A 13,836-nucleotide genomic window follows, 5' to 3' on the forward strand; every position below is an offset into this window, starting at 1 on the left:
AGGGTAAAAAACATTGTCAAAAGACAAATAAAAGAGTAAACTAGAAGCTATAATTGAATTTTTATAAGGAGAGACTAATGGCTCATATTACATTTGATTATTCAAAAGTTTTGGATAAATTTGTAGCACCACACGAAGTGGACAACCTTCAAGCACAAGTAACAGTAGCAGACGAAATGATTCGCAAAGGAACTGGCCCAGGGGCAGACTTCCTTGGATGGCGTGACCTTCCAGAAAACTACGATCGTGAAGAATTTGATCGTATCTTGAAAGCTGCTGAAAAAATCAAAGAAGAAAGCGATGTTTTGGTTGTTATCGGTATCGGTGGTTCTTACCTTGGTGCCAAAGCAGCCATTGACTTCTTGAATCATCACTTTGCTAACCTTCAAACAAAAGAAGAACGCAAAGCTCCACAAATTGTTTACGCTGGTAACTCAATTTCATCAACTTATCTTGCAGACTTGCTTGAGTATGTTGAAGATAAAGACTTCTCAGTTAACGTTATCTCTAAATCAGGTACAACAACTGAACCAGCTATCGCTTTCCGTGTTTTCAAGGAACTCCTTGTTAAGAAATACGGTCAAGAGGAAGCAAACAAACGTATCTACGCAACAACTGACCGCCAAAAAGGTGCAGTTAAAGTTGAAGCAGATGCTAATGGTTGGGAAACTTTCGTTGTTCCAGATGACATCGGTGGACGTTTCTCAGTATTGACAGCTGTAGGTCTCTTGCCAATTGCAGCTTCAGGTGCTGATATCAAAGCCCTTATGGAAGGTGCTAACGCTGCACGTAAAGAGTATTCTTCATCTAAAATCTCTGAAAACGAAGCTTACCAATACGCTGCACTTCGTAACATCCTTTACCGTAAAGGTTACACAACTGAAATCTTGGCTAACTACGAACCATCACTTCAATACTTCTCAGAATGGTGGAAACAATTGGCTGGTGAATCTGAAGGTAAAGACCAAAGAGGTATCTACCCAACATCAGCAAACTTCTCAACAGACTTGCACTCTCTTGGACAATTTATCCAAGAAGGTACACGTAACCTCTTTGAGACAGTTGTTCGTGTGGAAAAACCACGTAAGAACGTGATTATCCCTGAATTGGAAGAAGATCTTGATGGACTTGGTTACCTCCAAGGTAAAGATGTTGACTTTGTTAACAAAAAAGCAACAGACGGTGTTCTTCTTGCTCACACAGATGGTGATGTGCCAAACATGTTCATCACTCTTCCTGAACAAGATGCCTTTACATTGGGTTACATCATCTACTTCTTTGAAATTGCTATCGCCCTTTCAGGTTACTTGAATGCTATCAACCCATTCGACCAACCAGGTGTAGAAGCATACAAGAAAAACATGTTCGCTCTTCTTGGTAAACCAGGATTTGAAGAACTTGGAGCAGAACTTAACGCTCGCTTGTAATTCTCAGATAAGATCAGCTTTGGCTGGTCTTTTTTTATTCATTTGTAGGCTAAAACTCTCCATTAATGATTTCTTGTAGGTTAATTTACGAATTTTTATTTTAAATATTTTGGACTGGCTAGTTGGGTTTTGTGGCTCTTTAATTTAGAAATGATTGTTGTTATAATTAGTTCAAGCATAGGAGGATGAATCATGATTGGACCTGTGGAAATGGGTGCTTTGTTGAAAAAAATTCGTTTATCAAAGAATTTGACATTGAAAGAGCTTGCTAGTGATTATTTATCAGTATCTTTCCTATCAAAATTTGAACGTGGAGAATCTGATATCTCATTATCTAGATTTTTTCTTTTGTTAGATAAATTGGATGTCAGTATTGAAGAGTTCTATGGTATTTTATCTCAAGATAATCCAACTCATACTGAAAAGTTATTAGAAAGTGCTAGTAAGGCTTATTATCAAAACGATAGTTTATCGTTACAGAAGTACGCTGGAGAAGAGCGTCGTAAATTTGAGGTTACACAAGACAAATCATTTCTCTATAACAGTATTATGCTAGAATCTTTTTTGGCAAGTGTTTCAAATAAAGAGGTTGATGAAAATAAGGTAAGGGAATTAACAGACTATCTTTTTAGCATTGAACAATGGGGAAAAAGAGAGTTAATCATATTAGGAAATAGTATGTCGTTTATTTCCACCCAGACACTTAATGTTTTGACCAAGGAGATTGTGTATAAAACTAGACTTTTTGGAAATAGCGACTCAAATCAAAGAATCCGAATTAGTCTTCTTATTAATGCAGCTTATGAATTTTTACGACGTGATGAACTAGATTCAGCGAAATACTATTTAGATTTAGTCAATGATAGTGGAATTCCTGAGGTCCTCTTATATGAAAGACATGAGTTGATATTTGTGATGGGGTCTTACTTGATAAAGTCGGGCGAAGTTGCTGAAGGGAGAAATCTAATTGAGGGGTGCTTAGAAACTCTTAGGACTTTAGGTGCGGAAAAGTTATTGCTTGCTAAGGAATCAGAGTATCAAGAGTTGTTAAATTCCACTATATGACAATTTTATAGAGTGAGTTAAAAAATAGAATAAACTAAGACCATAGTATGACATCACTATGGTTTTTAATTTTCAATGGATATATGGTATTCCAATGTCTTCAATTTATCCAACTGATTATATACCAAGGTGATTTAGATTGTGAGGAAATCTATGAGAACCTATATTCTTAAATACAAGTATGACAATTTAGTTCATATCTTACTGTTAGCACTGAATGCTGCTATTTTTGTAAGTGCCTCGGTAACCTTAGCTTTAATGACGAATCAGCTGGTATCGAAGCGAATCCAATCTTTTTTAGCTCTATTAGGTCTAGAGGTGGGGCTTTACGTTATTTATTTAGTTTTGAATTACATTATTGCTGTACATCAAACAAAATTAATCCAAAAAATGACTTTGTCTATTCGTCAGTCTTATCTTAGTAAAATTATTCACCATTCTTTTAGTGAATTCAGAAAGACTGATATTGGAGAGCATCTCTCAGTATTAAATAATGATATCCAATTGATTGAATCAAATGGCTTTACAAGTATTTATACCCTTTGTTCAACAGTATTCACAACTTTGTTTTCAATTATTGCCTTATTAAGTTATGATGTAAGAATTGTTCTGTTAGCCATTTTTTTAACTTTATGTCTGACTTATCTTCCCAAACCATTTACCAATAAAATGCAGAAATCAATGGAGATATTTTCCAAAGCGAATGAGGAGCTTGTTTCTGGAATAAGCGATCAGTTATATGGATATGCGGATGTTTATTACGCTAGTCGTAAACAGATATTTCTTAGACAAGTGAGGTCCATTGTTGAGAAATATATTGTACAAAAAATTATTTTTACAAAAAGAAAGACTAGCACTGAGACACTGATGGCTTTATTTTCAGTTATCGCCCAGATGTTGATACTTCTTCTAACTGGTTTGTTAATTATTTTTGGAAATATTACTGTTGGAACCATTGCCTCGGTAGGACAGATATCAGGTAATATTTTTAACTCTCTATCCACTATTAATCAGCTGCAAGTGACCATTAAGTCTGTCGATCCTATCTTAAAAAAATTTCACGATTTTCCAGAGGGTCCAAAGACTTGCATAGCGACTATTCAGGATGTTCGTTTTGAGAATGTAAGTTATCATTTTGGAGATAAGGCTATTTTTGAGGGATTCACCCAAACCTTTAAAAAAGGAGGCAAGTATGCTATTACTGGATGCTCAGGTAGTGGGAAGTCAACCCTGCTTAATATATTCCTAGGCAATCTTAAAGATTACGAGGGAAAAATCTTGTTTGGAAAATTGGAGTCAAAAGAGATTGATGAGAACTCAATCGTGTCTGAATGTGCCTATGTTGGGAGTCAAACTCATATCTATAATGATACCTTGAGGAACAATTTAACCCTTTGGAATGAAGCTATTACTGATACACAAATCAAGAAAGTTCTTGAAAGAGTTAATCTTTTATCTTTCTTAAACCGTATAGATGAGCAAGTAAGCGACGGTAGCTTTTCGGAGGGTCAAAAACAAAGAATAGGCCTGATAAGAGCGTTTTTAAAAGGAAGTTCTGTTGTGATTTTTGATGAAGCAACTGCCAATCTTGACCATAATAACGCTACTCGTATTGAGCACCTATTATTAAGCAATCCCAATATCACTTATATCACGGTTACCCACCATCTTATAAAGGAAAATGAAGCATATTTTGATAAGATTATTCGTTTGGGAGAGGCCACTGAGTAAATGTTTCATATGATAAATGTTTAGGATTTATTTCAATTTTACTAACGGCAGTCAAAGTGCTATAATGTAAGGGATTGTGAATTTAGCAAGCTTTGCTATTTTCAAAAAAAGAAAAAACAAATCAGAGATACAAATCTCTTAGAAGAGGTGAATCCCATGGGACGTAAATGGGCTAATATCGTTGCTAAGAAAACTGCTAAAGATGGTGCAAACTCTAAGGTTTACGCTAAGTTTGGTGTCGAAATTTATGTGGCTGCTAAACAAGGTGAACCAGATCCAGAATCAAATTCAGCTTTGAAATTTGTTTTGGAGCGTGCTAAACAAGCGCAAGTGCCAAAACACGTTATTGATAAGGCCATTGATAAGGCTAAAGGTAACACTGATGAAACTTTCGTTGAAGGACGTTATGAAGGTTTTGGACCAAATGGTTCTATGATTATCGTAGATACTTTGACTTCAAACGTTAACCGTACAGCTGCTAACGTACGTACTGCCTTTGGTAAAAACGGTGGTAACATGGGTGCTTCAGGTTCTGTTTCATACATGTTTGATAAAAAAGGTGTTATCGTATTTGCAGGTGAAGATGCAGATGCTATCTTTGAACAATTGCTTGAAGCAGATGTAGAAGTTGAAGATGTGGAAGCAGAAGATGGTACTATCACTGTTTATACTGAGCCAACAGCTCTTCACAAAGCTTTGGAAGCTCTCCGTGCTAACGGACAAGAAGAGTTCCAAGTAACTGAACTTGAAATGATTCCACAAACTGAGGTTACTCTTGAAGGTGAAGACCTTGAAGTTTTCGAAGGACTTATTGATGCGCTTGAAGCAGACGATGATGTTCAAAAGGTATATCACAACGTAGCAGATATGTAATCTCATTCAGCACTTTCCGTCATAAGGAAAGTGTTTTTATGTGGTCTGTCTAAGGATTTGTCTTGCTTGTCCTGCCTTAATCTGATATAGTAGTAGCCAAGTGAATTATTGGAGGAATACGAAATATGAATATGATGCTAGTTTTGGCCATTTATGTGGTCGCAATTGTTGCTTATGTGGCTTTCAGCCGTCGTCGCCAAGCAAAGGCACAGGAAGATCGTTTTGCAGGTCTTGCTAAGGGTGCTGAGGTTGAAACAATCGGTGGTTTGATTGCTATTGTCGATGAGATTGACAAAGAAAATAACCGTATTGTTTTGGATGCAGAAGGTGTCTTCTTGACATTTGATTTGAGTCGTTCAATCATGAAAGTGATCACACCAGCACCAACTACAGAAACAACTAAAAAGACAATTATCGAAGAAGATTCAGCAATTGAGTCTGCTGATGAAAAGTAAGATATGTATTTGAGACTAGGTTAAATCCTGGTCTTTTTGCGTTTTCTAATCTTATCGGTATTAAAAGCTGTTCAGAACCCCTGAAAATGTGGTAAAATAAAGGGTAAACTATATTTAGAGGATATTCCATGTTTAAATTTAGAAAAAAATCTCATCAAGAGGTTCTAGACAATATTCCCAACCATATCGGTATTATTATGGATGGAAATGGCCGTTGGGCTAAAAAACGTCTACAACCACGTGTGATGGGGCATAAGGCTGGGATGGATGCCTTGCAAAAGGTAACTATCGAAGCATCACAACTTGGAGTTAAGGTATTAACAGTTTATGCCTTCTCAACTGAAAACTGGTCACGCCCACAAGATGAAGTGAAATTCATCATGAATTTGCCAGTTGAATTCTTTAACAAATATGTACCAGAATTAGACAAAAACAATGTTCGTATTTTGACAATCGGAGATAACAGTCGTCTGCCTAAGGAAACCTTAGATGCTCTTGAAAAGGCAGTTGAGCAGACAAAACATAATTCCGGTTTGGTTCTCAACTTTGCACTGAACTATGGTGGTCGTGCGGAGATTGTATCTGCAGTTCAAGCGATTGCTAAAGAGGTTGAAGCAGGCAAACTCAGTCCTGAAGCTATTGATGAAGATCTCATTGCTAAGCATTTGATGACAGATAAATTGCCTTACCTCTACCGTGATCCAGATTTGATTATCCGTACGAGTGGCGAGCTTCGTCTTAGTAACTTCTTGCCTTGGCAATCTGCCTACAGTGAGTTTTACTTCACAGATGTTTTCTGGCCAGATTTTGACCAGCAAGGACTACGTCAAGCCATCTCTGACTACAATAAACGTCACCGTCGCTTCGGTGGTGTCTAGAAAGGACCTCTCATGCAAGAACGTTTAATTGGTGGGGGTGTGGCAGCAGCCATTTTCCTCCCATTGCTCTTTATCGGTGGTCTTCCTTTCCAACTTTTGGTTGGAGCTATGGCCATGGTTGCAGTGTCTGAGATGCTTCGCATGAAGCACTTGGAGATTTTCTCTATCGAGGGTATTTTATCAATGGTAGCAGCTTTTATCTTGGCTGTGCCGATTGATCAGTATTTTATCAGTCTTCCAACAAATGCTAGTGTGACAGGTTTCGCTGTTATTTCATTTTTGATTCTAGCTGGGACTGTCCTTAATAGCGACCATTATTTTTTTGATGATGCAGCTTATCCAATCGCATCTGCCTTTTATGTTGGTTTTGGTTTTCAAAATCTTATTGCGGCACGTTTGGATAGTTGGGAAAAAGTTCTCTTTGCCCTTTTTATTGTTTGGGCAACAGATATTGGAGCTTACCTCTTTGGTCGTCAATTTGGTCAGAATAAGCTATTGCCAAAAGTATCACCAAATAAGACTATTGAGGGTAGTGTCGGTGGTATCTTATCCGCAATTATTGTGGCTCTTATCTTTGGTTTGATTAACCACGGCGTTTATGCCCCTCATAACTTCTTCTGGTTGCTTATCTGTACGATTCTCTTTAGTATCTTTGGTCAATTTGGTGATTTGGTTGAATCAGCTATTAAACGTCACTTTGGCGTTAAAGACTCAGGCAATCTCATTCCTGGGCATGGTGGTATTTTGGACCGTTGTGATAGCTGGATCTTCGTTTTCCCAATCATGCACTTCCTAGGACTTTTTTAAGAGTGGAGGTGTCTAGATGAAAGCTATTATTACCTTTTTACTGATTTTCTGTGTGATTGTCGTCTTCCATGAGTTTGGTCATTTCTTTTTCGCCAAACGCTCAGGGATTTTGGTTCGTGAATTTGCCATTGGTATGGGACCGAAAATTTTTGCACATACAGGTAAGGATGGTACCGTTTATACTATCCGTATCCTCCCTTTGGGTGGTTATGTTCGTATGGCTGGTTGGGGTGAAGATACAACTGAGATTAAAACAGGTAGTCCTGCCAGTCTAACGATTGGATCAGATGGTAAGGTAAGACGTATCAACCTTTCGGATCGCCAGATTGATCAGACGGCTTTACCTATGAACGTCACTGCCTATGATTTGGAAGATAAGTTAACCATCACAGGTCTAGTCCTAGATGAGACCAAGACCTATGAGGTTGACCATGATGCCACTATCGTTGAGGAGGATGGTACAGAACTTCGTATCGCTCCTAAGGATGTCCAATATCAAAATGCGAGCATTTGGGGACGTTTAATTACCAACTTTGCTGGTCCTATGAATAACTTCATTCTTGGGGTGCTTGTCTTTATTATCTTAGCCTTTGTTCAGGGTGGTGTTCAAGATATATCGACCAACCGTATCCAGGTAGCCAATGGAGGTGCTGCTCAGGTGGCAGGCTTGAAAAATGGTGATGCCATCGAGGCTATCAATAAGGACAAGGTTACTGATTGGGACAGCTTGAAGGAATCATTGACAGAGAATACCCAAAAATTCTCCAAAGGTGACAGCCTTTCTGTGACGGTTAAGAGAAGTAACGGTCAGGAAGAAACAATCTCTGTTAAACCTCAAGAGAATCAAGGTAGCTACTTTTTGGGTGTTTCTCCTGCTTTAAAAACAGGTCTTAAAGATAAGATTTTTGGTGGTTTCCAAATGGCTTGGGAAGGGGCCTTCAAAATTCTCGTAGCACTTAAGGGGCTTATCACCAACTTTAGTTTGAATAAACTTGGTGGACCGGTTGCTATGTTCCAGATGTCTGCCCAGGCTTCAGAAAATGGCTTAATTTCCATTCTTAACCTTATGGGGATGCTCTCAATTAACCTGGGAATTTTCAATCTTATCCCAATTCCAGCCCTTGACGGTGGAAAAATTGTTATGAATATTATTGAAGCCATTCGTCGTAAACCACTTAATCAAGAAATTGAAAGCTATATTACACTTGCAGGTGTTGCTATCATGGTTGTTCTTATGATTGCAGTCACTTGGAATGATATTATGCGTGCTTTCTTTTAATTAGAAACAAAGAAACGAAAGGAAGTCTAAGGGACTTGAGCCAAGGGCCAGCCTCCTTAGTATGTAAATGATGAAACAAAGTAAAATGTTGATTCCAACACTTCGTGAAATGCCAAGTGATGCTCAAGTTATCAGTCATGCCCTTATGGTACGTGCGGGTTACGTGCGTCAGGTTTCTGCTGGTATTTACGCTTATATGCCATTGGCAAATCGTGCTATCGAGAAATTCAAAACCATCATGCGTGAGGAGTTTGAAAAAATCGGTGCGGTTGAAATGTTGGCACCAGCGCTTTTGACAGCAGATTTGTGGCGTGAGTCAGGCCGTTATGAAACTTACGGTGAAGACCTTTATAAACTTAAAAACCGCGATAAATCTGACTTTATCCTCGGTCCAACTCACGAAGAAACGTTTACAGCCTTGGTTCGTGATGCGGTTAAATCATACAAACAATTGCCACTTAATCTCTACCAAATCCAATCAAAATACCGTGATGAAAAACGTCCTCGTAACGGTCTTCTTCGTACACGCGAATTTATCATGAAGGATGCTTATAGTTTCCACCAAAACTATGAAGATTTGGATGTCACTTATGAAGACTACCGTAAAGCTTATGAGGCTATCTTTACACGTGCTGGCCTTGAATTTAAGGGTATCATCGGTGATGGTGGTGCCATGGGTGGTAAGGATTCTCAAGAATTCATGGCGGTCACTCCTGAGCGTACAGACCTCAACCGTTGGGTAGTTCTTGACAAGTCAATTGCTTCATTGGATGAGATTCCAGAAGATGTCATGGAAGAAATCAAGAAAGAATTGACATCATGGTTGGTATCTGGTGAAGACACAATTGCTTACTCTACAGAGTCAAGCTATGCAGCTAACCTTGAGATGGCAACAAACGCCTACACACCAGCGACCAAGGTTGTGACTCAAGAAGAAGTGACTCGAGTTGAAACACCAGATTGCAAGTCAATTGATGAAGTTGCTGCTTTCTTGAATGTTCCAGAAGAACAAACCATCAAGACTTTGCTTTTCATTGCTGATGATGAACCAGTGGTGGCTCTTCTTGTCGGTAATGATCAGGTTAACGATGTGAAGTTGAAAAACTACCTTGCTGCTGATTTCCTTGAACCAGCTACAGAAGATGAGGCACGTCAAGTCTTTGGTGCTAACTTCGGTTCTCTTGGTCCAGTTAACCTTCCTGAAAATGTTCGTATCGTTGCGGACCGTAAGGTTCAAGACGTGGCTAATGCAGTTGTTGGAGCCAATGAAGATGGTTACCACTTGACAGGTGTTAACCCAGAGCGTGACTTCAAGGCAGAATACGTGGATATTCGTGAAGTTAAAGAGGGTGAAATTTCACCAGATGGTCAAGGTGTCCTTCAGTTTGCGCGTGGTATCGAGATTGGTCATATCTTTAAACTTGGGACACGTTACTCTGAAAGTATGGGTGCTAACGTTCTTGATGAAAATGGCCGTGCTGTTCCAATTATCATGGGATGTTACGGTATCGGTGTTAGCCGTATCTTGTCAGCTGTGATTGAACAACATGCCCGTCTCTTTGTTAACAAGACACCAAAAGGTCAGTACCGCTATGCATGGGGAATTAACTTCCCTAAAGAATTGGCTCCGTATGATGTTCACTTGATTACAGTTAACACTAAGGATGAGGAAGCCAATGCTTTGACAGAACGTTTAGAAGCTGCTCTTATGGCTGAAGGCTATGATGTCTTGACAGATGATCGTAATGAGCGTGTTGGTTCTAAATTCTCTGACAGTGACCTTATCGGACTTCCAATTCGTGTGACAGTTGGTAAAAAAGCCAGCGAAGGTGTTGTCGAAGTTAAAATCAAGGCAACTGGTGATACTATTGAAGTTAATGCCGATAACTTGATTGAAACACTTGCTATCTTAACAACCGAACAAGATGCTTAATCTAAAAAATCTTTTCTTGCAGGAGCAGGAAGAGATTTTTCTTTTGCAGTGACAATGATAAATTGAGAGAAAAGAGAGTAAATTCCAATTTGACAGAATTGTCTAAATAGTGTAAACTTAAAACTATCATAACTACGGAGGCATCACATGCTTAACAAAGCGACCCATTTGGGAAATCTTAAAGCTTTTTATTACTTTAGTTTCTTTAGATAGGACGTTTGTGTTTCAGGATACAAGCGTCAGTCAGTTTGTATCTATGAAGCTAAAGCATTTTGTGATGGATTAGCCGATTAGATGAATAGGTCTAACCGGTGACATAAGCTAGCCTGTGCTAGTCAAGATGCATAAAACCAGTTGGGCCTGTCCTAACTGGTTTTTTTCATACCGTGGTCTATTTTTAATTTTCTTTTGACTCTATCATCTCGGAAAAAAGATGACAGAAAATTGGAAATAGATAGAATAAAAAATAGAGGTATACAAGATGAAGAAATTCTTGGTCAGTATGATGGCTGTTATTACAGCTGTCCTCTTGGTAGCATGTTCCAATGCTTCTAATAAAGATTTGGTTCACGTCGGTGTGCTCCAATATGTGGAACATCCTTCCTTGTCAGCGACACGTAAAGGGTTCATTGAAGAACTCAAAGAGGAAGGTTATGTCGACGGTAAGAACATCAAAATCGATTATCAGAATGCACAAGGAGATCAGTCTAACTTGCAGACGATTTCTCAGTCGCTTATTGAAGATAATGATGTCATGTTAGCTATCGCAACCCCAGCAGCCCAGTCTTTGAGTAGTTTGACAAAGGACAAGCCAATTCTCTTTACAGCTGTCACAGATCCAGTTTCAGCTAAATTGGTTAAGTCTATGGACAATGTTGGAGGAAATGTGACAGGGACAAGCGACATGTCACCAATCAACAAACAAGTCGAGTTGTTGAAAAAGGTCCTTCCAAACACTAAAAAAGTTGGGATTATGTACACGACCAGCGAGCGTAACTCAGAAGTTCAGGTTGAAGAAGCCAAGAAATACTTCAAGGAAGCTGGTATTGAAACGGTTATCAAAGGAATTTCATCAACCAATGATATCCAAGACACAGCCAAGAGCTTGATGAGTCAAACCGAAGTGATTTTCATCCCAACTGATAATACTATTGTTAGTGCTATTAATACCTTGGTAGATCTTTCTAAAGAGACTAAGGTTCCAGTTGTTGGTAGTGACGCTGGTAGTGTAGAAAAAGGTGTCCTGTTCACTTATGGAACTAACTATGAAGCGCTTGGACGTCAAACAGGTAAGTTGGCAGGCCGTGTTCTCCGAGGTGAGAAGGTCAAGGATGTCGATGCCGAGTATCCTAAAACCCTAAATGTTGTGGTTAACCATGACATGGCTAAAGAACTTGGTATTGATGTTTCTAGCATTAGTGACGAGGAATCTAAAGCATCAACACAAGATGACAAACCAATTGCTAAAAAAGATAAGGGTGTCATTAAGCTTAAGGTCAATAAGTCTTCTAAAAAAGGATTTTCAAATGTGGTGCTAACAGCCATTTCTCAGGGACTCCTCTGGGCTATTATGGCTATCGGGGTCTTCATTACCTTCCGTATTTTGGACCTTGCTGATTTGACAGCTGAGGGGGCCTTCCCACTTGGTGCTGCTACGACAACTATCATGATTATCCGTGGGATCAACCCAATCTTTGCGACTCTAGGTGGTTTTGTAGCTGGTATGCTTGCTGGAGCTGTGTCTGGCTTTATGCATACGAAAATGAAGATACCAGCACTCTTAACAGGGATTATTACCTTAACAGGGCTCTATTCAGTTAACCTTTTGGTTCTTGGAAGTGCCAATGTCTCTCTTTCAGGCCACAACACGCTGGTGACTATGGTGATGGATCTTGGTCTATCTAAGCTGAATGGTGTGATTCTATTAGGACTGATTTTTGTTAGTCTGGTAGTACTTATGTTGGTTGTTCTCCTTAATACACAGGTTGGACTTGCTCTTCGTGCAACAGGTGATAACCTTGCCATGGGTGAAGCTAATGGTATCAAGGTTGACCGTATGAAGATTCTTGGCTACATGATTTCCAATGGTTTGATTGCCCTATCAGGTGCCCTCCTAGCTCAAAACAATGGCTATGCGGATATGAATATGGGTACTGGTACAATCGTAAATGGCTTGGCTGCAATCATCTTGGCTGAGGTTATCGTCAAGTATCTACCACTTGGCAAACGCCTCTGGTCAATTGTCGTAGGTGCTGTTCTCTACCGTTTGGTCTTGGTTATTATCCTTGCCATGAACGTTGATGCTCAAATGTTGAAATTGGCTTCAGCCATCTTGCTTGCTATCATCCTTTATGTGCCAGAAGTACGACAAAAATTGAAAATCAGACCTAACAAATCCTTGACTCCAGGAGGTGACAAGTAATGGCTTTACTTAGTTTACAACAGATTCATAAAACCTTTGAAAAAGGCACAGTCAATGAAAATCACGTCCTTCGTGGTTTGGATCTCGACATTGAGCAGGGAGATTTTATCTCTGTCATTGGGGGAAATGGTGCTGGTAAATCAACCTTGATGAATTCAATTGCTGGTGTTCTTAGTATTGATGAGGGGGATATCTTGTTGGAGGGGCAATCTATTAAGAAAGCATCTGTAGATGAGCGCTCTAAAGACATTAGTCGTGTTTTCCAAGATCCTCGAATGGGGACAGCGACAAACCTTTCTATCGAAGAAAATATGGCGATTGCCTATCGTCGTGGTAAGAAACGTAGCTTTTTTAAAAAGTCTATCACTGAAAGCGAACGTCAAGTCTTCAAGGAAGCCTTGGTAGATCTTGGTCTTGGTCTTGAGAATCGTATGAAGACTGATGCTAATTTCTTGTCAGGTGGACAACGTCAGGCCTTGACACTTGCTATGGCAACCTTGGTGCGTCCAAAAATCTTGCTTTTGGATGAACATACAGCAGCCCTAGATCCTAAGACAAGTGATATGGTCATGAATTTGACACGTAAGATCGTTGAAGAACAAGAATTGACAACCCTTATGATTACCCATAATATGGAACATGCTATCGAATATGGGAACCGTCTAGTCATGCTCTATCACGGAAAAATCGTCGTCGATGTGCGAGGTGAGGAAAAGAAAAACCTCACTGTTGCAGAACTTATGGACCTCTTCCACAAAAATAGTGGACAAGTCCTCAATGACGATGCCTTGGTGCTCGGTTAATAAACAAAAAAAGAAACTATCCAAAGTTCAGATTTTGGGTAGTTTTTTCTTGACTATTTTTGACCAAGTGCTAAAATAAATATATGGATTAGCACTCATAGTTTATGAGTGCTAAAAATAACGTTTCACACGTTACTAATAACAAATAACATTTGGAGGTAAT

Annotated in this window: 11 protein-coding genes; all 11 read left to right on the forward strand. The window is 39.2% G+C overall.

Features of this window, described 5'->3' with window-relative positions; genetic code table 11:
- Positions 1–77: 77 nt before the first annotated feature.
- The 11 genes from NSQ79_RS01045 (at position 78) to NSQ79_RS01095 (ending at position 13,673) form a co-directional block, all read left to right on the forward strand.
- Positions 78–1,427, forward strand: a complete 1,350-nt coding sequence (locus NSQ79_RS01045) for a glucose-6-phosphate isomerase (RefSeq protein ID WP_002883580.1) — start codon at positions 78–80, stop codon at positions 1,425–1,427.
- Positions 1,428–1,619: 192 nt separating this feature from the next.
- Complete coding sequence (locus NSQ79_RS01050; RefSeq protein WP_014633652.1) at positions 1,620–2,492, forward strand: Rgg/GadR/MutR family transcriptional regulator; 873 nt, start codon at positions 1,620–1,622, stop codon at positions 2,490–2,492.
- A gap of 153 nt (positions 2,493–2,645) precedes the next feature.
- Complete coding sequence (locus NSQ79_RS01055) at positions 2,646–4,223, forward strand: ABC transporter ATP-binding protein (protein WP_014633651.1); 1,578 nt, start codon at positions 2,646–2,648, stop codon at positions 4,221–4,223.
- Between the two features lie 156 nt (positions 4,224–4,379).
- Entirely contained in the window at positions 4,380–5,096 is a 717-nt protein-coding gene (locus tag NSQ79_RS01060; protein WP_014633650.1) for a YebC/PmpR family DNA-binding transcriptional regulator, read from the forward strand.
- Between the two features lie 125 nt (positions 5,097–5,221).
- Complete coding sequence (locus tag NSQ79_RS01065) at positions 5,222–5,551, forward strand: preprotein translocase subunit YajC (RefSeq protein WP_014633649.1); 330 nt, start codon at positions 5,222–5,224, stop codon at positions 5,549–5,551.
- A gap of 128 nt (positions 5,552–5,679) precedes the next feature.
- On the forward strand, positions 5,680–6,429 hold the full coding sequence (locus NSQ79_RS01070) for an isoprenyl transferase (protein WP_002886457.1): 750 nt from the start codon (positions 5,680–5,682) through the stop codon (positions 6,427–6,429).
- A 12-nt stretch (positions 6,430–6,441) separates the two neighbouring features.
- A complete protein-coding gene (locus tag NSQ79_RS01075; RefSeq protein WP_014633648.1) occupies positions 6,442–7,236 on the forward strand; it encodes a phosphatidate cytidylyltransferase in 795 nt (264 codons plus the stop codon).
- A gap of 16 nt (positions 7,237–7,252) precedes the next feature.
- Positions 7,253–8,515: an RIP metalloprotease RseP gene (rseP, locus tag NSQ79_RS01080; protein WP_045769221.1), complete on the forward strand. Its 1,263-nt coding sequence runs from the start codon at positions 7,253–7,255 to the stop codon at positions 8,513–8,515.
- A gap of 70 nt (positions 8,516–8,585) precedes the next feature.
- Positions 8,586–10,448: a proline--tRNA ligase gene (locus NSQ79_RS01085; RefSeq protein ID WP_096832809.1), complete on the forward strand. Its 1,863-nt coding sequence runs from the start codon at positions 8,586–8,588 to the stop codon at positions 10,446–10,448.
- 481 nt (positions 10,449–10,929) lie between these two features.
- Positions 10,930–12,870: an ABC transporter substrate binding protein gene (locus NSQ79_RS01090; protein ID WP_002883690.1), complete on the forward strand. Its 1,941-nt coding sequence runs from the start codon at positions 10,930–10,932 to the stop codon at positions 12,868–12,870.
- The gene (locus tag NSQ79_RS01095; RefSeq protein WP_002883592.1) at positions 12,870–13,673 is read left to right on the forward strand and encodes an ATP-binding cassette domain-containing protein; all 804 of its coding nucleotides are present in this window, start codon (positions 12,870–12,872) and stop codon (positions 13,671–13,673) included. The genes NSQ79_RS01090 and NSQ79_RS01095 overlap by 1 nt, the downstream gene beginning before the upstream one ends.
- Positions 13,674–13,836: the final 163 nt, after the last annotated feature.

The organism is Streptococcus sp. FSL W7-1342 (assembly GCF_037966635.1).
In the GTDB taxonomy this organism is placed as follows: domain Bacteria; phylum Bacillota; class Bacilli; order Lactobacillales; family Streptococcaceae; genus Streptococcus; species Streptococcus salivarius_D.